The organism is uncultured Thiohalocapsa sp., assembly GCF_913062725.1.
Taxonomy (GTDB): Bacteria; Pseudomonadota; Gammaproteobacteria; order Chromatiales; family Chromatiaceae; genus Thiohalocapsa.
The window spans coordinates 55,467-79,848 of the sequence record NZ_CAJXWY010000012.1 but is presented as its reverse complement, the minus strand read 5'-3'; the positions used below and the strand labels follow the sequence as shown (position 1 = coordinate 79,848).

The following is a 24,382-nucleotide window of genomic DNA, read 5'->3' as shown; positions in this document are numbered from 1 at the left end:
TGGGTGATGCCCTCCAGCGCATCCGAGATGGGATGCGTGTAGTCGTAGGTCGGATACAGGCACCACTCGCTGCCGGTTTGGTGGTGGATCACGCCGTGGCGGATGCGGTAGAGCACCGGGTCGCGCAGATTGATGTTGGGCGCGGCCATGTCGATCTTGGCGCGCAGCGTGCGCGCCCCGTCCGGGAACTCGCCGGCGCGCATGCGCCGAAACAAATCGAGGTTCTCCGCCACCGATCGATTACGATAGGGGCTGTCCTGACCCGGCTCGGTCAGGGTTCCGCGGCGGGCGCGGGTCTCTTCGGCGGAGAGATCGCAGACGTAGGCCAGGCCCTTCCCGATCAGCTCCACCGCAAAGCCATAGAGGCGTTCAAAGTAGTCGGATGCGAAATAGACGCGTTCGTGCCAATCGTAGCCGAGCCAGCGCACATCGGCCTTGATGGATTCGACGAACTCGACGTTCTCCTTGTGCGGGTTGGTGTCGTCGAAGCGCAGGTTGCACAGGCCGCCGTAGTCCGCGGCGACGCCGAAGTTCAGCACGATGGACTTGGCGTGGCCGATATGCAGATAGCCATTGGGCTCCGGCGGGAAACGCGTATGCACCTGTTGGTGCTTGCCGCTGGCCAAGTCTGCGTCGATGATCTGGCGTATGAAGTTGGTACGGGGTGTGTCGCTCATCGGCATCATCGGTACTGCAGGCCGCGGTGGGTGCCTGGATGCCGCCGCCGGCACCGCGCAACCGCCGCGATGGACATCGCAGCATACTTGCTTGCAGGCCGGCATAGAAGGGTGCGGACATGATCGTCGCCGGGCGATGGGGGCCGAGGCGCCGTGACAGCCCGCGGCGTCGATGCACCACTTACTGGCATCTGCGCAGAATTACAATCCGGACATTTGCCAGCGGCGGTTACGATCACTACCCTGTCACGTGGTTGGCCCCAGGGCTGCTGTGCAGGCATCGTCGGCGGGAAGCAGTTGTTGGCCCGGTACGCGCAACCGCCCATCCATTCACCCACAGGAGATCGAACTCATGCAGAGAGCCATTCCACTCGCCGTGCTTGCGCTGTGCAGCGGATTTGCGGCCACGGGCGCCTTCGCTCAGGAGCAGGGCCAGGGCGGCGGCGCGGAAGCCGCCGCCGCAGCCTTCATGGACAAGCTGGACACGGACAAGAGCGGCGGTATTTCCTTAGACGAGGCAACCGCGCCGCAAAAGGAACAATTCCAGGAGAACGACGCCGATGGTGATGGCTTCATCACCACCGAGGAGGCCAGCGCCGCCTTCGCCAAGCAGGTGCCGCCGGAGATGATGGAAGCCATGAAGGAACGGGGCATGCCCGACCCGGGTCAGACCTTCGTCAAAAATCTGGATACGGACGGCGATGGTCAGGTGAGCCTCGAAGAGTTTGAGCAGCCTACCGAGGATTCCTTCGCAGCCATGGACACTAACGGCGACGGCATCGCCGATGCGGCCGAGGCCGCCGCCTACTTCGAGCAGATGCAGACCGAGATGCAGGCGCGGATGCGGCAGATGCAGCAGCAGATGCAGCAACAGGCACCTGCCCAGTAACGCGCCGGGCGATGCGCGGCAGGGAGGCCGTTGCGTCCCTTGGGGCAGGGCTCAGAGCACCTGTAATGGTACTCCGGTAGCCGTCGGGGTCATGCTCGCTACCTGCTTCCCCTCGCCTTGCGTCCCCCGATGCGCATGCTCCGGACGCGGTCCCCCAGCTTCCGGTGCGACGGCCAAGTCATAGAGCATATCTGCACCCATTCTGAACACGCGCGGCGCCGGTCGCAGTGCCTCCGCAAGCCGATCCGTACGCGGCAGACCAAGTCCAGGGCGACCCTGACCGATGATCAAGGGCGCCACGGCCACCTGGAGACGCGACAGTAGCCCGGCCGCCAGAAACCTGGATACGGTCACCCCGCCCCCTTCGACGAACAGCCGCCTCAGTCCCCGCCGCGCCAGTGCGGCCACCAGGGCATCCAGGCGCAGCCCGTCGCCATCCGCCGGCAGTGCCAGCAACACCGCATCACCTGGTGCCGCCGCCACCCGCTCACGCTCGGCGGTGCAGCACAGCGTCGGCGCGGCCTTGTCCCGGAACAAGCGATGGTCAGCCCCGAGCCGGCCCCTTGGGTCGAGCACGACACGCACCGGGCTCGGCCCAGGCACCAGGCGCGTGGTGAGCTGCGGGTCGTCGTTGGCGACGGTGCCGGCGCCCACGAGCACCGCGTCACAGAGCGCGCGCATCCGGTGCAGATGCAGGATGTTGTCGGGGCCGGTGACGTAGCGGGACTCGCCGTGGTGGGTGGCGATGCAGCCGTCCAGGCTTTGGCCCAGGTGCCCCACCACCCAGCCGTCGGCGTGGTCGTTGCACAGGGGCAGGTACAGATGCAACAGATCACGCAACGCTTCCGGCAGATTCGGCCGTAACTGCCAGCCGGCCTCGTCGTCCCGACGCAGCCAGCCGGAGATCTCGGCGAACGACGCCGCAGCGGTGGTGGAGCGCGGATGGCGGCGCCCGGCGGCGGCGAGCAGCGCCGCCCAAGCGGCGTCGATCAGTTCCGGAGCCGGCGCTTGTGGCGTCTGGGAAATCATATGGCGCTGTGCGTGCCGGCGATGGCGGCGGGTGCCTAGCTAAGCCCGATCCACAGCGCCGGCGGCAGCCACAGCGCGGGCGGCGTCAGGCCACTGCCACCAATTCCAGGTCAAACACTAAATCGTGTCCGGCGAGGGGATGGTTGCCGTCGACGGTGACGTTTTCCTCGTCGAAGTCGGCGACGGTGAAGCTGACGGTCTGCCCGTCCGGGCTGCGGGCGTTCAGGACCATGCCGATGGTGAGCTCGATGTCGTCGGGCATGACCGAGCGCGGCACCGCCTGGGTCATGGCCTCGCTGCGCTCGCCATAGGCCGAATCGCAGGGGATGGTGACGGATTTCTGCTCGCCGAGGGTCATCCCGACGACGGCGTTCTCGAAGCCGGGGATGGTCTCGCCCTGCCCCAGGGTGATCTCCAGCGGTTCGGCGCCGCGGGAGGAGTCGAATTCGGTGCCATCGACGAGTCGGCCGGTGTAATGCACCTTGACGGTGTCACCGACGGCGGCGGATTTTTGCGGGTCTGCGGACATGGGAAGCGTCCTCCGGTTGCAGCGAAAAAACGGCCGCCGCGCCGACGGCCAGTTGACCCACACCTTAGAACAGGGCCTTGGGCCGGCGCAAACCCGCGAATCCCGAGAAATGGCGCGGATGCTTCACTCGCCGCCGCCGCCTTCGCCGTTGGTGTAATCGAAGGTGATCTCCTCGCCCGGCGCGATGGCGGCGAGCGCGTACAGGTCGAAGCCATCGAACGCGGCGTTGGGCTCGGCGCTGTGGTTCAGCCACCGCAAGAGGTTACGGCCGCTGCGCCCCTGCCAGTGCTCGCCGTCGGCACTCACCCAGAGCACATAGGTGCCGTTGCGGCGCGCGGCGGGGCCGCCGTAGGTGCCGATGTAATCGCCGGCGGCGAAATGCACCCGTGCGAAACACCCCTGGCCGTGAATGGCCGATGGGCCGCGGCGCACCCGCCCGCGCAGCCGACCGGCGGCAGCGTTGCACCGACGCGTGCCGTCGCTGGCAGCGGCGCCCTCCTCCATCAGCGCCGGCGCGCGGTCTCGAACGCGGCTGCCAGCGCGCTCTGTGGCGCCTGCTCCGCACGCTGGCGATCAGCGGCGCCGGAGCGAGGCCGGCGGGAGCCCGGCGCCGCCTTCTGGCCCGCCGCCTTGGGACGGTGTTGCGCGGGCGCCTCGTCGACGGGTGCATCCAGGCGCATGCTCAGTCCGATACGCCGGCGCTGCAAATCCACCGCCAGCACTTTCACCTTCACCACTTGCCCGGAGCGCACGACCCGATGCGGATCCTCGACGAAACGATCCGCCAGCTGGGAGATGTGCACGAGTCCGTCCTGGTGCACGCCAATGTCCACGAAGGCGCCGAAATTGGTGACATTGGTCACGGTGCCCTCGAGCACCATGCCGGGTGTCAGGTCCTCCGGTTGCTCGACGCCCTCCTTCAGCGCGGCGGTGGCGAAGCCCGGGCGCGGGTCCCGCCCCGGCTTTTCCAATTCCACCAGGATATCGCGCACGGTGGGAGCACCGAATACGGCATCGGCGAAGGTTTCCGCGCTGAGCCCCTGTAACGTCTGACGGTCACCGATGAGGGCCGCCACCGGCCTGCCGGTGTGCGCAACGATGCGTCGCACCACGGCATAGGCTTCCGGATGCACGGCGGAGGCGTCCAGCGGCTCGTCGCCGCCGGGAATCCGCAGGAAGCCCGCGCACTGCTGAAAGGCCTTCGCGCCCAGGCGCGGCACCTTGAGCAGCTCGGCCCGACTGCGGAACGGGCCGTGCTCGTCACGGTGGCGCACCAGGTTTTCGGCCAGGGTCCCGGAAATACCCGACACCCGCGCCAGCAGCGGCGCAGAGGCGGTGTTCAGATCCACACCCACGGCGTTGACGCAATCTTCCACCACCCCGTTCAACGAGCGGGCGAGGCCCGTCTGGTTGACGTCGTGCTGGTACTGGCCGACGCCGATGGACTTGGGGTCGATCTTCACCAGCTCCGCCAGCGGGTCCTGCAGGCGACGGGCGATGGACACCGCGCCGCGCAGCGACACATCCAGCTGGGGCAGCTCGTGCGAGGCGTATTCGGATGCCGAGTACACCGAGGCCCCCGCCTCGCTCACCATTACGCCGGTGAGCCCGAGCTCGGGGTGACGCTTGGCGAGCTCGCGCACCAGCCGGTCGGTCTCACGGGATGCCGTCCCGTTGCCGATGCTGATCAGCTTGACACCATGCGCGCGGCACAGCTCGGCCAGGGTGGCGACGGCGGCGTCCCATTGGTTGCGGGGAGCGTGCGGAAACACGCTGGCGGTAGCCGTCACGCGACCGGTGCCGTCCACCACGGCCACCTTGACGCCCGTGCGCAGCCCCGGGTCGAGTCCCATGGTGGGCACCCGACCGGCGGGGGCCGCCATCAGCAGTGCGCGCAGATTGGTGGCGAAGACACGAATGGCCTCGGCCTCCGCCGCTTCCAGCAGGCGGCCCTTGAGATCCAGATCGAGCCGCGTGAGCAGCTTGATGCGCCAGGCCTTGCGGGCGGTTTCCGCGAGCCAGGCGTCGCCCGGGCGGCCGCGGTCGGCGATGCCCAGATACGCGGCGACACGGGCCCGCAGCGGGGCGTCGGCGTCGGGCTCGTCGCCGGCGGTGAGCTCCAGGCTCAGCACGCCCTGATTGCGGCCCCGAAACAGGGCCAGCGCACGGTGGGAGGGGATGCGGCGGATGGGCTCGTCGTGCTCGAAGTAGTCCGAGAACTTGGCGCCGGCGGTCTCCTGCCCCGGCAGCACGCGCGCCTTGAGGATGCCGCGCTGCCACAGCGCCTCGCGCAGAGCACCCACCAGCTCCGGTGCTTCCGCGGCGCGCTCCATCAGAATCTGCCGGGCCCCCTCCAAGGCCGACGCCGCATCGGCGACGCCCCGCTCCGCGCGCACGAAGTTCGCCGCCTGCGTCTCAGGCACCCGCTCAGGCTTTGCCAGCAGTGCGTCCGCCAGCGGCTCCAGCCCCGCCTCGCGGGCGATCTGCGCCTTGGTGCGACGCTTGGGACGAAAGGGCAGATAAAGATCCTCGAGGCGCTGCTTGCCGTCGGCGGCGAGCACGGCGGTGCGCAGCTCCTCGCTGAGCTTGCCCTGTTCCTCGAGGCTCTTGAGGATGACCCGGCGCCGATCTTCCAGCTCGCGCAGGTAACCGAGGCGCTGCTCCAGCAGGCGCAGTTGCGTGTCGTCGAGGCCGCCGGTGGCCTCCTTGCGATAGCGTGCGATGAACGGCACCGTGGCGCCGCCATCGAGCAGCTCGATGGCCGCCCGCACCTGTGAGGGCCGGGCCGCAAGCTCCTCAGAGATGACCTCAACGATCTCTAGCATGTCTTTGAAAGCATTTTTACTAACCGCGGTCATTCTAGGCAAAGCCCGACGACTTGGCCATCCTCGCGGTGGCGCACATCACGCTCACCGCCGACATGGATGAAGGGCCCGGCGACGCCGGGCACGTCACGCACAGGCCGACGCCGGATCGTCAGCGCGGGCCAGCGCCGGCCTTTGGCAACGCCGGGAATGTCAAAACGCGGTGGGCGCGGGCTCACCGGCGGCCGACGCTGGGTCTAATCCAGTCGGCAGCGCGCGCCATAGACGGCCATCACGGTCTTCAGCTCAGCCAGCACCCAGGCGCGTTCGCTGCGGCTCAGGTCGGCGGTCTCCGGCAGCTCGCGCCCCTGCTCCAGTGCGTCGATGGCGTCCCACACCTGGCGGCAGCCGCGCTCGCAGATGGTCTCGACGCGCACCTCTAACAGGGGTTGTTGCTGTGCCGTCAAGGCTCTCCTCCCGCTGCGCCGCTGGCTGATGGATCAGCGAACACTGATACACCACGGTCTGCGTGATGAGCAAGCCGAGTTTAGTGCGCGCCGGCGGTGGTGAGTGTTCTCCATCGACGCTGGCCTGCCCAGGCAGCCCGCTCATTCCAGCCGGCACCCGTCGCACCCGGCACAGCCACACCCGCAGTCCGTCGCCGCAGTCCCGTCGTGGTTTTCGCGCTATCCTTCACCTCGCGTCGGAGCCATGTCCAGCCGCCTGCGGCCGTCGACGATTCACACCGTCCCTGCGGCGGTCGCCGGCGCCGGGGGCGGATGCACCCTTGCCCGCCAGCGGCAAGGCGCAGGGCATCCGGCCACACCAATCGCTTGCCCCGTCACAGCCACACCAGCCTTCCATGGACAGCATCCAGATTGCGCTCCTCGCTTTCGTGCAGGGACTCACCGAATTCCTGCCCATCTCCAGCTCCGGCCATTTGGTCCTGACGCCGCTGCTCTTCGGCTACGAGCTCCAGGATCTCTCCTTCGATGTGGCCGTGCACCTCGGCACCCTCGCCGCCGTGGTGCTGTATTTCCGCCGCGATCTCTTCACCATGGCCCTGGCCATGCTCGGTGCCACCGGCGGTGCCAACGATCCGGCGCAGCGCAGCAAGGATGCCCGCCTTGGCTGGATGGTGGTCATCGCCACGCTGCCGATCTTGGTGCTGGGGCTGCCGCTCAAGCACGTGCTCGAGGCGCTGCGCACCGATGACAGGCTGATCGCCCTGGTCATCGCCTCCACCACCATCGGCTTCGGCCTGCTGCTGTGGTATGCCGACTGGCGCGGGCGCCGACGCCTGGACGAGTACGCCATCAACTGGGTGGCGGCGCTGTTCATCGGCCTGTTTCAGGCCATCGCCATCATCCCCGGCACGTCTCGCTCGGGCATCACCATGACGGCGGGCCTGTTCCTGGGGCTGACCCGGCATGCGGCCTCGCGCTTCTCGTTTCTGCTCGCCATCCCCACCATTTTGCTCGCCGGCGCCGTCGCCACCAAGGACCTGCTGGCGGCCCCCACGGCGGTGGACTGGTGGGCGCTGGCCATCGGCGCCGGTCTGTCCTTCGTGGTGGCCTATACCACCGTGTATCTGTTCCTGGCCTTCATCGAGCGCGTCAGCATGCTGCCCTTCGTGCTCTATCGCCTGCTGCTGGGCGCCGTCATTCTTTGGTTGGTGCTGATGTAGGCCGAGGCGGGACTCGCGGTGGCTGCGCAGGTCGTGCTGTTGCCGTCGGCGAACACCGCTGCAACCCCATGCCCGGGCGCTCGCCCTTCGGCGCGCGCGGCATGAACGCCTCCAGGTTGTCGATGAGGTCCTTGTCGCCTTCCAGCGAGATGGCCTGATGGCCGGCCTTCTTCAGGGCATTGACGATGCGGTTGATGGCCTTGATGCCGTATTTCTCGCGGTTCGGCTGACCGAAAAGATTGATGACCTTCTGGGACTGGCCACCACCGGCCGACGGCGGCACTATGGCAGGCCATCCGCAGCAGGCGCTTCGACAGCCCACCGAGCCCCCCCCTCAAAGCATCATGCGCACCGTCAAAGCCGCTCTCATCCAGCGCGTCGCACAAGCCGAGCGTTGCGCCGATCTCGACGCCTGCATCCAGGCCATACGCGCCGCCGCCGCCACCGGCAGCCAGCTCGTGCTGTTGCAGGAGCTGCACAACGGTGCCTACTTCTGCCAACGCGAGCGCACGGAGGTGTTCGACGCCGCCGAGCCCGTCCCGGGTCCCAGCACCGCTGCCTTGCGCGATGTGGCGGCTGCGCTGGGGGTGGTGATCGTCGGCTCGCTCTTCGAGCGGCGCGCCGCCGGCGTTTACCACAACACCGCCGTGGTGCTGGACGCGGACGGCAGTCTCGCCGGCGTCTATCGGAAAATGCATATCCCCGATGATCCCGGCTACTACGAGAAGTTCTACTTTACCCCCGGCGATCTCGGGTTCGTGCCCGTGGACACCGCCGTCGGCCGACTCGGCGTGCTGGTGTGCTGGGATCAGTGGTTCCCCGAGGCGGCCCGGCTCATGGCCATGGCGGGCGCCGAGCTGCTGCTCTACCCCACGGCCATCGGCTGGGACCCGACGGACCCCGAGGATGAACGCCGCCGCCAGCTCGACGCCTGGCGCACCGTGCAGCGCGGGCATGCGATCGCCAATGGCCTGCCACTGCTGGCCTGCAACCGCGTCGGCTTCGAGCCGGCGCCGGCTGCCGCGGACAGCGGCGACGGCATCCTGTTCTGGGGGAGCTCCTTCGCCTGCGGCCCCCAGGGGGAGATCCTCGCCAGTGCCTCGGAGACGGCGCCGGAGTGTCTGGTCGTGGACATCGACCTCGGGCGTGGCGAAGCCGTGCGGCGCCTGTGGCCCTTTTTCCGCGACCGCCGCATCGACGCCTACGGCGATCTCCTCAAGCGCTGGCGGGACTGAGCCCTTGCAGGCTACCGTCGCCGCTGCGGCGTCCCGCCGCCGGCCGCGCTGGCCGCCGCCAGCGACTGGCGCAGGTCCGCCTCCATCTGCGTCAGCTCCGCCGTCGCCGCCGCGCGCGCACGCTTACCCTCGTCGGCGATCCGCAGGCTCTCCTCAATGGTCTCGATGAGCGCCTGGTTGGCCTGCTTCACCGTTTCGATGTCGAACACGCCGCGCTCGATCTGCTTGCGTGCCTCGGCGTTGGCGCTTTTCAGGTTCTCCGCGTTGGCGCGCAGCAGCTCATTGGTGAGGTCGGTGGCGGCCCTGACCGTCTCGGCGGCACGCCCGGAGCGGTAGATGGTGATGGCCTGCGCCAACTGCTGGCGCCACAAGGGCACGGTGTTCACCAGCGTGGAATTGATCTTGTTGATGAGTCCCTTGTCGTTTTCCTGCACCAGCCGAATGCTCGGCAGCGCCTGCATGGCCACCTGGCGGGTCAGACGCAGGTCGTGCACGCGGCGCTCCAAGTCGTCGCGCGCCCCGCGGAGATCACGCAGATGCTGCGTCTGCACCATGTCGGCGGACTGCTCCACCGCGGCGGCCAGCTGCGGGATGGTCGCTTCGTCCAGCTCCCGGAGCTTGGCATCGCCGGCGGCGATGTAATGCTCGAGCTCCCGGAAGTAGCTCAGATTGGCATCGTAGAGCCGGTCCAGACTGGTGACGTCCGTCAAGAGCCGCGTCTTGTGTCGTTCCAGGTCGATGGTGATGCGCTCGATATGATCGCGCACCGCCTCGTACTCCTGCAGGAACTTCAGGATGGGCTTGCCGGCGCCGAAGATACGCGCGAAGAAGCCCTTTTTGGCGTTGGGGTCCAGCGCGTCGACGTCGAAGCCGCGCAACGTCCCCACCATCTGGCTCAGTGTGGCGCCGGCGGCGCCGGTGTCCTTACTGCGCACGCCCTCCAGCATCTGGTCTGAGACCTCTGTGAGCTGCTGCTGCGCCTTGGCGCCGAAGTGCATGATGGCGCTGGAGTCCGTGAGGTCCAGCTCCGCCAGCAGCGCTTTGATCTGTTGCTGCTCCGCCGGCGGGGCCGCATCCAAAGGGACGATATCATTGGTCAGCGCGGCGGCCAGGGTCTCCGCCGGCGCGCTCGTGTCCGTAGACGGCTCGCGCATGGTCGCTCCACTCCACAGTCTCTGTTTAAGCATTAGTCGCGGATTTTCCCACAATGGCTCCGGCGCCGGTGAGGATGTGCGGGTGGCCCTCGCGCGCACGACATCGTCGCCGTCCGGGCGGGTGGCGACCCCGGCGTACCGAGTGGTGTGGCATTGCACCGTCGGTCGCACACGATCGAACGGCCGGGTTGTCGTCCGTATGCTGACGCGAAATCGGTACGGCCCACGACTATGCCCGCTATACTGCAGCCCCTGATAAAACAAACACGCGTTTGACCGTACTGCCGCCGGCCTCCCGCGGGCAGCCGTCACCGCCCCCGCATCACGCAACCTCCGAAGCTGCTTTATGTTCCTGCGACTGTTCACGGTCCTGCTGATCCTCGCCGCACTCGTCGGCGCCCTGGCCTACATGAAGTACGAGCAGGTCACCGCCCAGATCGCCCAGTTCTCCGCCCCCATGCCGCCGGCGTCGGTGTCCGCGGTGCGGGTGGAGCGCCAGCGCTGGCAGCCGCAGCTCGATGCGGTGGGCAGCGTGCGGGCGGTGCAGGGGGTGATGGTCAACAACGAGGTGCCGGGCCAGGTGCAGGCCATTCGCTTCGAGTCCGGCGATCGTGTCCGCGCGCGGCAGCCGCTGGTGCAGCTGGACACCACCGTGGACGAAGCGGACCTGGAGGGCCTTGAGGCATCGCTGCAGCTGGCGCAGCTTCAGCTGGAACGCAACACCAACCTGCTGCGCGACCGGGCCGTCTCCCAGGACGACTACGACGAGATCAACGCCGAGCTCTCCCGCGCCCGGGCGGCGGTGACTGCAAAACAGGCGCTCATCGCCAAGAAGACCATCCGCGCACCCTTCGACGGCGTGCTCGGCATCCGCCAGATCGATATGGGCCAATACCTGCCGGAAGGGTCTGCCATCGTCGCGCTGGAGGCGCTCGACCCGGTATTCGTGGACTACAAGCTGCCGGAGCGCCACCTGGCCAAGCTCCGCGCGGACCAGCCCGTGGAAGTGCGGGTAGCCGCCTATCCGGGCGCGGTGTTCACCGGCCGCATTCAGGCCATCAGTCCCAGCGTGGATCAGGGCACCCGTAATGTGCAGGTGCGCGCGCAGTTGCCGAACCCCGAGGACCGGCTGCGCCCCGGCATGTTCACCAAAGTGGCGACGCTGTTGCCGGTGCGCGAGCAGGTGCTGGTGCTGCCGCGGCGGGCCGTCGCCTTCAATACCTACGGTGACTCGGTGTTCGTGATCCAGGAGCAGCCGGCGGCGGCGGAAGACGCCGGCGGCACTGACGCGGCACCCGCGCAGGCGGCGGACCCCAAGCTCGTGGTCACCCGCAAGCAGATCACCACAGGTGCGGTGCGCGGCGACCTTGTGGAGGTCACCGAGGGTCTCGCCGATGGCGAGCGCGTCGTGCTGGCGGGCCACCAGAAGCTGCGCAACGGCGCCGAGGTGCAGATCGTGCAGGATGCCGGCATGGCACCGGGCGAGCTGGAGCAGGCCCGGGCCGGCTCGCAACCGGTCTCCCAAGCCGCCGAGGACGGCACCATGGCCAGCGGCGACGGCTCATGAGCTTGACCGATCTCTTCATCCGCCGGCCGGTGCTGGCGAGCGTCGTCAGCCTGCTGATCTTCATCCTGGGGCTGCGGTCCTTCCTGGGGCTGGAGGTGCGCCAATACCCGGAGACCCAAAACACTGTGGTGACCATCGCCACCGCCTACCCAGGCGCCGGCAGCGACCTGGTGCAGGGCTTCATCACGACGCCGCTGCAACAGGCCGTCGCCGAGGCGGACGGCATCGACTATCTGACCTCCACCAGCACCCAGGGCATGTCCACCATCGAGGCGACGCTGCGCCTCAACTATGATCCGAACGCCGCCATCGCCGAGATCCAGGCCAAGGTCGCAAGCAAGCTCAATGTGCTGCCGCAGGCGGCGCAGAATCCGGTGATCACCTCCACCACCGGCGACGCGACGGCGCTGATGTACCTCGCGTTCTACAGTGAGCAACTGGGTCTGCCGCAGATCACCGACTATCTGCTGCGGGTGGTGCAGCCGCAGCTGCAAGCGCTCGAAGGCGTGGCCAAGGCCGAGATCTTCGGCAACCAGACCTACGCCATGCGCGTCTGGCTGGACCCGGACCGGATGGCGGCGCTGGGCGTCACCGGCGACACCGTCGCCGACGTGCTGGCGGCGAACAACTACCTCGCAGGCGTCGGCAACCTGCGCGGCGACATGGTGCAGGTGGATCTGGCCACCAATACCGACGTCAGCGACGTGCAGGACTTCCGCAATCTGGTGATCCGCGCCGACGAGGGGGCGCTGGTGCGACTGCGCGACATCGCCGAAGTCGAGCTGGGCGCACAGAACTACGACTCGGCGACCCTCTACAAAGGCATCCCGGCCATCTTCATCGGCATCGAGCCGACGCCCGGAGCCAATCCCCTGGATGTCGCCGAGCGCGTGCACGCGGCCATGCCGGCGCTGGAGGCTCAGTTCCCCGAGGGGCTGAATGCGCACGTCCCCTACGACGCCAGCGAGTTCATCGAGGAGTCCATCAACGAGGTCTTCAAGACCCTCGCTGAAGCGGTGGTCATCGTCCTGTTCGTGATCTTCCTGTCGCTGGGGTCGATGCGCGCGGCCATCGTGCCCTCGGTGACCGTGCCGCTCGCCATCGTCGGCGCCGCCTTTCTGATGCTGCTGATGGGCTTTTCCATCAATCTGCTCACGTTGCTGGCGCTGGTGCTCGCCATTGGTCTTGTCGTCGACGATGCCATCGTCGTGGTGGAGAACGTCCACCGCCACATCGAGATGGGCAAGCCCCGCATGCAGGCCGCCATGGATGCCGCGCGCGAGCTGGCACTGCCCATCATCGCCATGACCACCACCCTGGTGGCGGTCTACGCGCCCATCGGCTTCATGGGCGGGCTGGTGGGCTCGTTGTTCGTGGAGTTCGCCTTCACGCTGGCGGCGGCGGTGCTCATCTCCGGCGTCGTGGCGCTGACGCTCTCGCCCATGATCTCCGCGCGCGTCCTGCGGCCGACGGGCAACCAGGCCCGCTTCGAGCAGCGCGTCGAGCATTTCTTCGACGCACTGGCCCATGGCTACGCCCGCGCCCTGCGCTGGTGGATCAAATACCCCAGCAGCACGGTGCTGGTGGCCATCGTCGTCGTCGCCAGCATCGGCGCCATGTACAGCTTCTCGCAGAAGGAGCTGGCACCCACCGAAGACCAGAGCATTCTCTTTTTCATGTCCACGGCGCCGCAGACCGCCACCGTGGACTACAACAAGCGCTATGTGGAGCAGCTCCAGCGCACCTTCGAGCAGGTGCCGGAATACCAGGAGAGCTTCATCATCGCGGGCTTCATGGGCGACACCGCCAGCACCTTCGGCGGCTTCAAGATGTCGCAGCCCTCGGCGCGCGAACGCTCCCAGATGGAGATCCAGCCGCAGCTCCAGGGCATGGTGGGCGGCATCGCAGGCTTCGACACCGTCGCCTTCCCGCGCCCGAGCCTGCCCTCCCCCGGACAGGGCATTCCGGTGGAATTCGTGCTCATCTCCGACCTGCCGGTGGATGAGCTCGCGGGTTATGCCGATGCGATCGTCGGCCGCGCCATGGCAAGCGGCAAGTTCATGTTCTTGAGCAAAGACATCGAGCTCACCCGCCCGCGCACCGTCATCGAAGTGGACCGGGATCTCGCCGGCGATCTGGGCATCAGCATGCGCGCACTCGGCCAGTCGCTGGCGTCCATGCTGAACCAGGACTATGTCAACTGGTTCAGCTTGGGAGGACGCAGCTACCAGGTCATCCCGCAGGTGCGCAATGCCGACCGCAACGACCTGCAGAAGATCCAGGATTACCAGATCGCCACCGCCTCGGGCGAGCTGGTGCCGCTGTCGACCCTGGTGAGCGTGCGCGAAGAAGTGGTGCCATCCAAGCGCGTGCAGTTCCAGCAGCTGAACGCCGTCACCCTCTCCGGCGTCATGCTCACCTCCCTCGGTGAGGCCCTGGACTATCTCGAGACCACCGCCCGCGAGGTGGCGCCGCGCAACGTGCGCTTCGACTACAAGGGCGAGTCGCGCCAGTTCCGCCAGGAGGGCGCGGCGCTGGAGATCACCTTCTTCCTGTCCATCCTGGTCATTTACCTGGTTCTGGCGGCCCAGTTCGAGAGCTGGCGCGACCCGTTCGTCATTCTGATGTCCGTGCCCCTCAGCATCGCCGGCGCCATGGCGTTCCTGTTCTTAGGATTCGCGACGGTGAACATCTACACCCAGGTGGGCCTGATCACCCTCATCGGCCTCATCGCCAAGAACGGCATCCTCATCGTCGAGTTCGCCAACCAACTGCGCGAGCGCGAAGGGCTGGACAAGCGCGACGCCGTGGTCAAGGCGGCCATGATCCGGCTGCGGCCCATCCTGATGACCACGGTGTCCATGCTGGTGGCCATGATCCCGCTGCTCACCGCCAGCGGGCCCGGCGCCGTCAGCCGTTTCGACATCGGCCTGGTGATCACCACCGGCCTCGGCATCGGCACGCTGTTCACCCTGTTCATCGTGCCCGGCATGTACTTACTGGTGGCCTCCCGCCAGACCCAGCGCGAGCTGGAAGCGGCGGCTGCGGCGCGGGCCTGACGTTGACATTTGCCTGCGGCACCATCGGGCGAGACCGCGTCCCCACCATCGGCTCACGGCCGCGCTGCGACCAATATCGCACGGGTCGGCGCCGGGTGGCCTTCGACGGTTCGCCGCGGGTCAGTCGGGTCCAGGCAGTGCGCCAGTGACTCGAAACGCATCCAGGCGGTGCTGCGCTGCTCACACGGCGTGGTGCGGCTGATGTCGACCACCTCGATGCCGCGGAAGCCCGCGGCGGCAACCCAATCGATGAGCCGGTCGGTGCCCGGAATCGCATGGACGTTGCGCATGCGCGCGTAACGCCCAGATAGTGTCAGGACGCGCTTTGGATCGTCCGCGAGCACCAGCGTCTCCAGCACCAGCTCGCCGCCCGGTCGCAGCGCGCGATACAGCTGAGCCAGGTGGGCGGCGGCGTCGCGGCGGTGATAGAGCACACCCATGGAGAGCACGGTGTCAAAGGGGCCGGCTGCCGCCGCCAGCGGTAGATCAGTGTCCGCTGCCGGCACCACCGCAAGCCGTTCTTCCCGCAGGTATTGGTTCACCGCCAGAAACTGCAGCACGAAGCGCAGCGTCGGATCGATGCCGAGCACCACAGCGGCCCCCGCGCCCAGCGCCCGGTAGCCGTAATAGCCATTACCGCAGCCGACGTCGAGCACCAGGCGGCCATCCAGCGCTCCAATGGCGTCCTCGACCCGCCGCCATTTCCAATCCGAGCGCCACTCGGCATCGATGGTGATGCCGTGCAGACAAAACGGCCCTTTGCGCCAGGGGTGGAGCCCAGCGAGACCGGCATGCAGCGCACGGCGGGTTGCGGCGTCCATGGCCTGCTTCGGCTCTACGGCCACACAAGGCGCGTCGAGCCGGATGACCTCCGGGTCCATGGCCGGCAACGACGCCAGGGCAGCGCGCCAGGCCGGCAGGTCGCCGTGACACTCCGGGCACAGACGTGCGGCGGTCAGCTGCCGCAGTGACACCGCCCAGGCGGCGGCTGGCGTGCGCGCGAGCCGGCTGAGGAAAGGCTCGAAGCGCTCGGCCGCCTCCCCCTCATTCACCACTCGCCCCATGTCGTACCCCCGTTGCGGTGATATCCCTGGAGTATACCCGGCGGCCTATTCACGGCCTCCCCAGCCCGCGCACAACGGAATGCCATTAGTCCCGCGCCACCCAGCCGACGAAGTTGAAGCACTGGAACCAGCGCTCGACGCGCATGAAGCCGGCCCGATGCAGCCGCCGCTCCTGCGTTTCCACATCCTCCGGTATCAGCACCGCCTCCAGCGCCGCGCGCTTGCGGGCGATTTCCAGTGCGCTGTAACCCTGGGCGCGCTTGAAGTCCTGGTGCAGGCCATCCAGCAGAGCGTCGGTGGTCGCGTCTGGAAAGATGACCTTCTCCACCAGGATCAGAGCCCCGCCCGGCACCAGCGCGCCGCGCAGGCGGCGCAACAGATCCAGCCGCGCCGGCGGCGGCACGAACTGCAGCGTCAGGTTGAGCACGATGAGCCCCGCAGCCGTGACTGGCACATCCCGGATGTCTGCGCAGACGGGCTGGACCCGGCCGGCGGCCACCGGCTCGGCGAGCCGTGTCCGCAGGGCGTCCAGCATGGCGGGCGCGTTGTCCACGGCGACGATGCGGGCCTGTGGCAGCCGCGCCAGCAGGCTCGCCGAGGTCGCGCCGAGGGAGCAGCCGAGGTCGTAGATGGGTTGCCCAGGCACCGCGACCCGCGCGGCCAACAGCCCCAGCAGCCGCAGCAGCTCGGGCCAGCCGGGCACCGAGCGGCGCAGCATGTCCGGAAAGACGCGCGCCACCTGGGTGTCGAACACAAAGTCCGTCGGCGGTGCGGCGGCGGCGAAGAGGTCGTCAGTGGGCTCGGCGGCAGGACTCATACAGACATGACCCGCGTGGAGCGCGGTGTGAGTGAGGGCTGCGTCGGCGCCAGGTACAGGCGTTGAACCGCAAACACATCATACGCGAGCGATCGGGCATTGGTACGATAGCGAGTTGTCAACGTGAACCGCAGCTCCGCCGGAGTCCCCAGCGCCATGAACGACACCAACCCGAATGCCCTGCTCGATGAGGATACCGATATCGCCGCCGTGGATACGGAGACGCAGGCATCACCGCAACTGCCGGACCTCGATGACCCGACGCTCTACCTGAACCGAGAGCTCACCTGGCTCGCCTTCAACCAGCGCGTTCAGCACGAGGCTGATGACCCGCGCAATCCGCTGCTGGAGCGGGTCAAGTTCCTGGCCATCGTCAACAACAATCTTGACGAATTCTTCATGAAGCGCATCGGCGGCCTCAAGCAACAAATCGCCGCCGGGGTGCACACGCCCACCGTGGATGGGCGCTCGCCGGGTCAGCAGGTGCAGGAGTGCCGCGTCGTGCTCGCCGAGATGCAGGCGGAGCAGGAGCGCATTTTTCAGGAGCTGCTGACGGCGCTCGCAGCGCACGACATCCGGCTCGCCACCATCGATGCCTTGCCCAAGGATGCGCGCGAGCGCCTGCGCGAGCAGTATCGCACGGACATCTTCCCGATGATCACGCCGCTGGCCATGGACCCGGCGCATCCCTTTCCCTTCATCTCCAATCTGGCGCTCAATCTGCTGGTGACCCTGCGCTACCCCGGCGGCACCGAGGTCTACATGGCCCGCGTCAAGGTGCCCGTGAGCAAGGACATCAGCAAACGGCTGATCCGGGTCGCCGGCAGCAATACCTTCGTCACGCTGGAGGACTTGATCGTCAACAACCTCGACATGCTCTTCCCGGGCATGGAGATCGACAGCTGCGAGCTCTTCCGCGTCACCCGCAACGCCATCGTCGAGCCCACCGAGGAGGCCGCCAACGACCTGCTCGAGCTCATCGAGACCGAGCTGCGCGAGCGCCATTTCGCGCCCATCGTGCGGCTGGAGGTGCAGGCGGGCATGGATAAGACCCACCGCGGCATGCTCGCCGCCGAGCTCGGCCTGAACGAAGACGAAGATGTCTACGAGGTGCCCGGCATGATGGCCAAGCGGGATCTCTTCGAGCTCGCCTCCCTCGACATCCCGGCGCTGCGCGACAAGCCTCACCGCCCCGGCGATCACCCGGTGCTCGGCAACGACCGCCGCAATATTTTCCACATCATCCGCGAGACCGGGCCGCTGCTGCTGCAGCATCCCTACCAGTCGTTCTCCACCACCGTGGAGCGGTTCCTGAGCACGGCGGCCAAGGACCCGAAGGTCCTGGCCATCAAAATGACGCTGTACCGCACCTCCGGTGGCGCCATTCTGGAGTCGCTCATCGAAGCGGCGCAGCACGGTAAGCAGGTGGCGGTGCTGGTGGAATTGAAGGCCCGCTTCGACGAGGCCGCCAACATCGGCTGGGCTCGGCGGCTGGAAGCCGAGGGCATCCACGTCACCTACGGCGTCATGGGCCTCAAGACCCACAGCAAGCTCATCTTCGTGGTGCGCCGGGACTATGCCCAGCTGCGCCGCTACTACCACGTGGGCACCGGCAATTACCACGGCGGCACCGCCAAGCTCTACACCGACCTCGGCATGCTCGGCTGCGACGAGGATATCGGCGCCGATCTGACGGAGCTGTTCAATTACCTCACCGGCTACTCGCCGCCGCCGAGCTACCGCAAGATCCTCGCGGCGCCCTACACCCTCAAGCGCAGCATCCTCGGCAAGATCGAGCGCGAGATCAGCCTGCACGAAGCGCAGGGCGATGGCCACATCCAGATGAAGATGAACGCCCTGGAGGACGCCGACATCGTGCGCGCGCTGTACAAGGCGAGCCGCGCCGGCGTGAAGCTGGATCTCATCGTCCGCGACACCTGCCGCTTCCGCCCGGGGCTGCCCGGCATCAGCGAGAACACCCAGGTCATCAGCATCGTCGGCCGTTTTCTGGAGCATGCGCGCATCCTCTACTTCCACAACGGTGGCGACGAGGAATACTACATCGGCTCTGCGGACATGATGGGACGCAACCTCGAGAGCCGTGTGGAGGTGCACGCCCCGGTCGATAACCCGGAACTGCGCCAGGAGCTGCGCCTGATTCTGGACGTGCAGCTCGCCGACCAGCGCTCCGCCTGGGACATGCATCCGGACGGCACCTATACCCAGCGGGTGCCGGAGGACGACAAAGCCAAGGGCGCCCAGCAGACGCTCATCGGCGTCGCCGAGAAGCGGCTCGCCGCGGCCGCCAAGCACAAGGAGAAGACCCTGCGCTCGCGGCTGCTGAGCCATTTCGAGCATCGGCTGGCGGAGAAGGGATGACCGCTCGGACGTCTCCGACTCGGAGGGACAATGTGGCGAGATAGGACGACCGCGCCCGTGATTGCGGCCCTCGCGCTCACGCTGGCGCTGTCGCCACTGGCCGGCTGTGGGCGGTCGTCGCCGCCCCCCGGGCCGCCGAGCTTGGTCGAGCTCACCATCGCCGGGGCACATGCGGCGTTGCTGGACGGCCGTCTCAGCTGTGAGGCGCTGACGCGGGGCTATCTGGCCCGTATCCAGGCCTTCGATCCGCCGCCTGAGCCCGACGCCGTTGGAGCGCCATCGCCGGCAGCGCTGATGCCCGCCCAGCCACCGCAGATGCAAGGACAACGAGCCGCCGGCCGGCTCCCGATACCGGCCTCCGCGGCGGACGCGCTCAATGCCATCATCGCCGTCAATCCCAACGCCCTGGCGCGGGCCCGGGCGCTGGACGCCGAGCAGGCCAGCCGTCGGCGTCTGCGCAGCCTGCACTGCATCCCGGTAATCCTGAAGGACAACTTCGACACCGCGGACATGCCCACCGCCGCCGGCTCGGCGGCACTGGCGGGCTCACTGCCACCGGACGATGCCTTCATGGTGCGCCAGCTGCGGGCCGCCGGTGCCATCGTGCTCGCCAAGAGCAATATGGGCGAGTGGGCCTTCAGCCCCTACCGCACCATCAGCTCAACCCATGGCGAAACGCGCAACCCCTACGATCTCGCGCATGTGCCGGCGGGGTCCAGCGGTGGCACCGCCGCCGCCATCGCCGCCAATCTCGGCATCATTGGCATGGGCACGGACACCGGCAACTCCATTCGCGGCCCGGCGTCGCGTACGGGTCTCGTGGGTCTGCGCGCCACCCTGGGGGCCACCAGCCGCGATGGCATCGTGCCGTTGCTGAGCAACCGCGACGTCGGTGGCCCCATGCTGCGCAGCGTGCGCGACACGGCCATGGTCTTTTCGGTGCTGGCCGGCGCCGACCCCGCGGACCCGCTCACCGCAAGCGCCCGCGGCCGGGTGGCGGATGATTACACCAGCTTTTTGCGTCCGGACGGATTGGCGGATGTCCGTTTGGGCGTGCTGCGTGTGCTGGTGGACACGGATACCGCGGACGTCGAAGTGACCGCCGTCTTCGAGCGTGCGTTGGCGGACCTCGAGCGCGCCGGTGCCACCCTGGTGGACCCGTTCGTGATCCCCCGTTTCGCCGCCCTCACCGCGGCCACGGGCTTCTGCAGCCGCTTCCGTTACGATGTGGACCGCTATCTGGCAACCCTGGGACCCCAGGCACCCTGGCGCTCGCTGGATGCCATCGTCGCCGCCGGCCTGTTCCTGCCGCGGCATGACGGCGCGGTGCAATGGGCCATGGCGCAGCGCGGCGATCCCGCCGATCAGGAGCCACCCTGCGTCGATGTCGCCGGCGACCCACGGCGCAAGGCGCTGCTCGAAGCGGTCGTGAGCGCAATGGATCAGGCGGGGGTGGACGCCCTCGTCTATCCGACCTGGAGCAACCCGCCGCGCCGCGTCGGCGACGATGACAGTCCCCACGGCAACAACAGCCCGGTCATCGCGCCCCACACCGGTCAGCCGGCGATCACCGTGCCCATGGGCCACACCGCCTCGGGTCTGCCGCTGGGCTTGCAACTGGTGGCGCGGCCCTTCGACGAGGGCAAGCTGTTGCAGTACGCCTACGCCTATGAGCAGCAGACGCGCCACCGCCGGCCACCGCCGGGCTTCGGGCCCGTGCCGCAAACACGCGCGCAGGCCGCCACCGCGGCGACGAGCGCAGCCGCAGGCCTGCCAGCACGGCAGCCCTAGCGCCCTTGCCCGCTCTCATGCGCGACGGTGTCGACACAGGCGCGCCCGCCAAAGTCCGATGGAATCAGTGGGCGGGCGTTGTTTCCTGACTTGATGGAAGACTATCGTGTGAACCTGAGTCTCCAGGAGCGCCTGCAAGGGGTGCTGACGCGGTAAAGACCTAGTGCCACTCAGTGTTTCTCGGGGGGGGTTCCGTGATATCACTGCGCGCGCAGCGCCCGCAGGTGTGACCGGTAGTTTTCCGGGTCGCCCCAACTCGACCACTGTTGCGGGTGACCACTCAGCGTTCCACATCGAGGCAAACAGCATGCCCAAAAAGACCATCACCCCCGTTGCCGCCATCGTCGGCGCCGCCCTCGCCGGCGGCTTGAGCACCGCCCATGCCGCCGCCACGGACGTGTCCGCAGACGAGCTATTCAGCGCCATCGAGCTCGACGGCGGCTACATGCAGGTGGCCGGCGCCGAGGGTCAGTGTGGCGAAGGCAAGTGCGGCGAGGGTAAGTGCGGTGACGCCAAGGGCGAAGGCGAAGGCAAATGCGGTGAGGGCAAGTGCGGCGAGGGCATGTGCGGCAGCACGAGCTGATGGCCATGCTGCCGGCCGCCTGAGCAGCATGCGCCGTGACCCCAGTACGCGCAACGCCGGGCCCGGGTGACCGGGCTCGGCGCTCCCCGCACCACCCCAGGCAACAGCGCCCATTGTCATGCACGAGCCACGCTATCCGATCCGCGGCGCGGGTCTCGGCCTGCGGCGGGAACTCATCGCCCAAGCCGTGGAGCAACCGCCGCCGGCCGTGAGCTTCTACGAAGTGGCGCCGGAGAACTGGATCGGCGTCGGCGGACGCTTCGGGCGTCTGTTTCGCGCCATGACCGAGCGCTACCCCTTCGTCTGTCACGGGCTGTCGTTATCCATCGGCTCGCCGGCAGCGTTGGACGAGGCCTTCGTGCGGCGAGTGAAGGACTTTCTGGACACCCACCAGATCCAGGTCTACACCGAGCACCTGAGCTATACCTCCGACGACGGCCAGCTCTATGATCTGATGCCCATCCCCTTTACGGAGGCTGCCGTCCACCATGTTGCCGAGCGCGTGCGCCGGGTGCAAGACATCCTGGAGCGGCGGATCGCCTTGGAAAATGTGTCCTACTATGCGGCACCCGGCCAGCAGCTGCGCGAGATCGACTTCATCAACGCGGTGCTGACAGAAGCGGACTGCGATCTACTGCTGGACGTGAATAATATTTACGTCAACAGCATCAACCACGGCTACGACGCTGTTGATTTCCTGGAAGCCCTGCCCGCAGAGCGCGTGGTCTACGGCCACGTGGCCGGACATTACGTGGAAGCACCGGACTTGCTCGTAGATACCCACGGCGCCGCTGTCATCGACCCCGTCTGGGACCTGCTGGCACACGCCTACGGTGCCTTTGGCGTCTTCCCGACACTGCTGGAGCGGGACTTCAACATCCCGCCGCTGGAGCAGCTGAACGCGGAGGTGGCCCGCATCGCAGCCATGCAGGCACACCATGAGTCCACTGCGGATCGGGCGGCGGCCCATGCCTGAGCAGGCGGCGAAGGCCACCGTGGCGGACGACTTCCAGTCGGTGCAACGCGCCTTCGCGGCGCACATCCGCGACCCCGAGCACGCGCCTGCGCCGGCGGGGATCGAAGACCGCCGCATGGCCATCTATCGGGATCTGTGTTTCAACAATCTCGCGGGCTTGCTCGGCTCCAGCTTCCCGGTGCTGCGCCGCATTCTGCCGCAGGCGCGCTGGCGCGCCCTGATCCGGGACTTCATGGTGCAACACCGGGCGGCGACGCCCTTGTTTCTCGAAATCTCCCAGGAGTTCCTGGACTATCTCGGCACCACCCGCGCCCGGCAGGCCACCGACGACCCGCCCTTCCTGCTGGAGCTGGCGCACTACGAATGGGTGGAACTGGCGCTGGGGGTCAGTGACGACGAGCCCGACCCCAGCCGGGCGAACCCCAACGGCGATCTGCTGGACGCCGCCCCGGTGCTCTCGCCGCTGGTATGGAACCTGCGCTATCGCTTTCCGGTGCATCGCATCGGACCCGAATTCCAGCCCGACGCGCCCGCCGACGCCCCCACCCATCTGGTGGTCTATCGCAACCGCGCCGAGCGCATCGAGTTCCTCGAAGTCAACGCCGTCACGCACCGCCTGCTGGCGCTGCTGGAGGACGCCACCCCGCGCACCGGCCGCGAGGCCATGCAGGTCATCGCCGCCGAGCTTGGGCATCCGGCGCCGGACAAGGTCATCGCCGCCGGCGCCCGCATGCTCGCTGACCTTCGCCGCCGCGACGTCATCCTCGGCACCCGCTGGCTGGACCCCGGCTCGCCGGACGCGATTTAGCGTAGGTCCGGGGCCAACGCCGACTGACCCGGCGCTCGCACAGTCCCACGGCCACGGGCGGCCGTCGCGCCTGCGACGGGTGTGCGCCGGCGCCACCAGGGCGCCCCTGCTGACGGGCGGAGACCGCCGCCAGCACCCGCCGCTGACGGTAGTCAGGTGAACAGGGTCAGCACACCCGTGTAGCCGTAGAGCCGGTCGCGGAAGATCTCGCCGTTGGCATAGAAGCCCACCAGCGGAAAGTCGCCGAGCTCGTCGCGAATCTGCTTCAGCTCCTGGGAGTCGTCGCCGAAGAGGCTGGCGCCGCGGCCGAGACAGGACACATAGACGCCGCCCCGCGGTGGGCCGCTGAGGCGGGCCTTGAGGTGCGTGAGCATACGGCTCAGATCCTCGCGGGCGCTGGCGGCATCGCGCCGGCAGAACATCATGTCCCGGCCCTGCTCCACCAGATCGCCGATGCCGAGCAGCTTGCGCTCGGTGTCGGCGCCGATGAGATTGCGCACCAGATAGTCGCCGGTGTCCGAGCCGGGGATGGGGAGCCCGGCGAAGATGTAGCCGGCGACGCGGGAGAGATCGCGCGCCAGGACTTCGCCGATGTCCTCGTTGAAGACATCCAGCGCCGGGCGGTTGTCCAGGCGAATCAGCACATTGCGCTCGGACTCGGTGATGGCATGGTGCGGGCCGATGGGTGAGCAGCCCTGGCTCAGGTTGGTCTGGATGCCAACGGCGTCGGTGAACAGGACGCCGGCCACGCCACCCTCTGCAGGCGTGTCCGCCACCACCCGCGCCGTCTCCCGGGCGCTGGCGAGGCCGCCGACGAGGAAGCCCGTGGTGGTGCGCTCGGCGATGCCGCTCACCAGGGTCTCGGTCAGGGGGTTCGCCGGGTCGCCATGGACCAAGCCGATGAAGGGACCGCTGAAGGGCTCGTTATTCGGCCCGAGCCACTCGGCCAGCAGGTCGTCGAGCACCGCCGCGTCCTCGCGCACCGGCGGAAACACCCGAAAGGCCTCCGCCGGCAGGTCCGCGAGCATCGCGGCGATGGCAGGCCGCTCGTAGTACTCGACGCCGGTGGCGCAAATGCCGATGCCGACGGCGCCCACCCAGTGCTCGGCGCCGGTAACCTCCCGCAGCCGGGCGAGGACCGTATCGAGATGTGGATTCACGGCCTCGGTGACGTAGATAAAGCCGAGGTTCCCGCGGGCGTCGACGAGACCGTCGGCCACCTGCGCGAGCGCGGCTTCCCAGTCGTCAGCGGCGGCATGAGCGTAGCAAAATGGCGTCATGGCGGCACCTGCAAGTGTGGTTGATGGCGATGGGCGCGGTGGGTGTCGGCGGCG

Annotated in this window: 21 protein-coding genes; 10 read left to right on the top strand and 11 right to left on the bottom strand. The window is 67.9% G+C overall.

Annotated elements, in window-relative coordinates:
* Nucleotides 1-686, bottom strand: a 686-nt coding sequence (locus tag QZ588_RS05105) for a glutamate--tRNA ligase family protein (protein WP_295540538.1), incomplete at its 3' end; no start/stop codon positions are given.
* Nucleotides 687-1,029: 343 nt separating this feature from the next.
* Here QZ588_RS05105 and QZ588_RS05100 point away from each other — a divergent pair.
* Nucleotides 1,030-1,566: an EF-hand domain-containing protein gene (locus QZ588_RS05100; protein WP_295540537.1), complete on the top strand. Its 537-nt coding sequence runs from the start codon at nt 1,030-1,032 to the stop codon at nt 1,564-1,566.
* 51 nt (nt 1,567-1,617) lie between these two features.
* On the opposite strand, the gene QZ588_RS05095 is transcribed toward QZ588_RS05100, so the two are convergent.
* From QZ588_RS05095 to QZ588_RS05075, 5 genes are all read right to left on the bottom strand, one after another.
* Nucleotides 1,618-2,595: a RibD family protein gene (locus tag QZ588_RS05095; RefSeq protein ID WP_295540536.1), complete on the bottom strand. Its 978-nt coding sequence runs from the start codon at nt 2,593-2,595 to the stop codon at nt 1,618-1,620.
* Between the two features lie 85 nt (nt 2,596-2,680).
* The gene (locus tag QZ588_RS05090) at nt 2,681-3,124 is read right to left on the bottom strand and encodes a peptidylprolyl isomerase (protein WP_295540535.1); all 444 of its coding nucleotides are present in this window, start codon (nt 3,122-3,124) and stop codon (nt 2,681-2,683) included.
* Nucleotides 3,125-3,247: 123 nt separating this feature from the next.
* A complete protein-coding gene (locus tag QZ588_RS05085; RefSeq protein ID WP_295540533.1) occupies nt 3,248-3,628 on the bottom strand; it encodes an SET domain-containing protein-lysine N-methyltransferase in 381 nt (126 codons plus the stop codon).
* Nucleotides 3,628-5,949 (bottom strand): Tex family protein, encoded by a 2,322-nt coding sequence (locus QZ588_RS05080; protein ID WP_295540531.1) that lies wholly within the window; start codon nt 5,947-5,949, stop codon nt 3,628-3,630. Before QZ588_RS05080 ends, QZ588_RS05085 begins: the two co-directional genes overlap by 1 nt.
* 236 nt (nt 5,950-6,185) lie before the next feature.
* The gene (locus tag QZ588_RS05075) at nt 6,186-6,395 is read right to left on the bottom strand and encodes a hypothetical protein (protein ID WP_295540529.1); all 210 of its coding nucleotides are present in this window, start codon (nt 6,393-6,395) and stop codon (nt 6,186-6,188) included.
* Between the two features lie 395 nt (nt 6,396-6,790).
* Between QZ588_RS05075 and QZ588_RS05070 the strand changes: the two genes are divergently transcribed.
* Complete coding sequence (locus QZ588_RS05070) at nt 6,791-7,615, top strand: undecaprenyl-diphosphate phosphatase (protein WP_295540528.1); 825 nt, start codon at nt 6,791-6,793, stop codon at nt 7,613-7,615.
* Here the strand turns inward: QZ588_RS05070 and QZ588_RS05065 are convergent.
* Nucleotides 7,590-7,898 (bottom strand): hypothetical protein, encoded by a 309-nt coding sequence (locus tag QZ588_RS05065; RefSeq protein ID WP_295540527.1) that lies wholly within the window; start codon nt 7,896-7,898, stop codon nt 7,590-7,592. The two genes, QZ588_RS05070 and QZ588_RS05065, sit on opposite strands and share 26 nt — an antisense overlap.
* Before the next feature lie 61 nt (nt 7,899-7,959).
* Between QZ588_RS05065 and QZ588_RS05060 the strand changes: the two genes are divergently transcribed.
* The gene (locus QZ588_RS05060) at nt 7,960-8,850 is read left to right on the top strand and encodes a carbon-nitrogen hydrolase (protein WP_295540526.1); all 891 of its coding nucleotides are present in this window, start codon (nt 7,960-7,962) and stop codon (nt 8,848-8,850) included.
* An 11-nt stretch (nt 8,851-8,861) separates the two neighbouring features.
* On the opposite strand, the gene QZ588_RS05055 is transcribed toward QZ588_RS05060, so the two are convergent.
* On the bottom strand, nt 8,862-10,004 hold the full coding sequence (locus QZ588_RS05055; protein WP_295540524.1) for a toxic anion resistance protein: 1,143 nt from the start codon (nt 10,002-10,004) through the stop codon (nt 8,862-8,864).
* A 346-nt stretch (nt 10,005-10,350) separates the two neighbouring features.
* Between QZ588_RS05055 and QZ588_RS05050 the strand changes: the two genes are divergently transcribed.
* Complete coding sequence (locus tag QZ588_RS05050; RefSeq protein WP_295540523.1) at nt 10,351-11,571, top strand: efflux RND transporter periplasmic adaptor subunit; 1,221 nt, start codon at nt 10,351-10,353, stop codon at nt 11,569-11,571.
* Nucleotides 11,568-14,630: an efflux RND transporter permease subunit gene (locus QZ588_RS05045; RefSeq protein WP_295540521.1), complete on the top strand. Its 3,063-nt coding sequence runs from the start codon at nt 11,568-11,570 to the stop codon at nt 14,628-14,630. Before QZ588_RS05050 ends, QZ588_RS05045 begins: the two co-directional genes overlap by 4 nt.
* Nucleotides 14,631-14,683: 53 nt before the next feature.
* Here QZ588_RS05045 and cmoB read toward each other — a convergent pair whose 3' ends face one another.
* Entirely contained in the window at nt 14,684-15,685 is a 1,002-nt protein-coding gene (gene cmoB / locus QZ588_RS05040; RefSeq protein ID WP_295540518.1) for a tRNA 5-methoxyuridine(34)/uridine 5-oxyacetic acid(34) synthase CmoB, read from the bottom strand.
* Nucleotides 15,686-15,779: 94 nt separating this feature from the next.
* Nucleotides 15,780-16,511: a carboxy-S-adenosyl-L-methionine synthase CmoA gene (gene cmoA, locus QZ588_RS05035; RefSeq protein WP_295540516.1), complete on the bottom strand. Its 732-nt coding sequence runs from the start codon at nt 16,509-16,511 to the stop codon at nt 15,780-15,782.
* A gap of 156 nt (nt 16,512-16,667) precedes the next feature.
* On the opposite strand from cmoA, the gene ppk1 reads away from it, so the two are divergent.
* The 5 genes from ppk1 to QZ588_RS05010 all read left to right on the top strand — a co-directional run bounded on the left by ppk1 (nt 16,668) and on the right by QZ588_RS05010 (nt 23,048).
* Nucleotides 16,668-18,890: a polyphosphate kinase 1 gene (gene ppk1, locus QZ588_RS05030; RefSeq protein ID WP_295540515.1), complete on the top strand. Its 2,223-nt coding sequence runs from the start codon at nt 16,668-16,670 to the stop codon at nt 18,888-18,890.
* 57 nt (nt 18,891-18,947) lie between these two features.
* Nucleotides 18,948-20,681, top strand: a complete 1,734-nt coding sequence (locus tag QZ588_RS05025) for an amidase (RefSeq protein WP_295540513.1) — start codon at nt 18,948-18,950, stop codon at nt 20,679-20,681.
* Nucleotides 20,682-20,988: 307 nt separating this feature from the next.
* Nucleotides 20,989-21,264 (top strand): low-complexity protein, encoded by a 276-nt coding sequence (locus QZ588_RS05020; protein ID WP_295540511.1) that lies wholly within the window; start codon nt 20,989-20,991, stop codon nt 21,262-21,264.
* A gap of 118 nt (nt 21,265-21,382) precedes the next feature.
* Nucleotides 21,383-22,240, top strand: coding sequence for a DUF692 domain-containing protein (locus QZ588_RS05015; RefSeq protein WP_295540509.1), 858 nt, complete (start codon nt 21,383-21,385; stop codon nt 22,238-22,240).
* On the top strand, nt 22,203-23,048 hold the full coding sequence (locus tag QZ588_RS05010) for a putative DNA-binding domain-containing protein (RefSeq protein ID WP_295540508.1): 846 nt from the start codon (nt 22,203-22,205) through the stop codon (nt 23,046-23,048). Before QZ588_RS05015 ends, QZ588_RS05010 begins: the two co-directional genes overlap by 38 nt.
* A 152-nt stretch (nt 23,049-23,200) precedes the next feature.
* Here the strand turns inward: QZ588_RS05010 and QZ588_RS05005 are convergent, their stop codons facing one another.
* Nucleotides 23,201-24,328, bottom strand: a complete 1,128-nt coding sequence (locus tag QZ588_RS05005; protein WP_295540505.1) for an FIST N-terminal domain-containing protein — start codon at nt 24,326-24,328, stop codon at nt 23,201-23,203.
* Nucleotides 24,329-24,382: the final 54 nt, after the last annotated feature.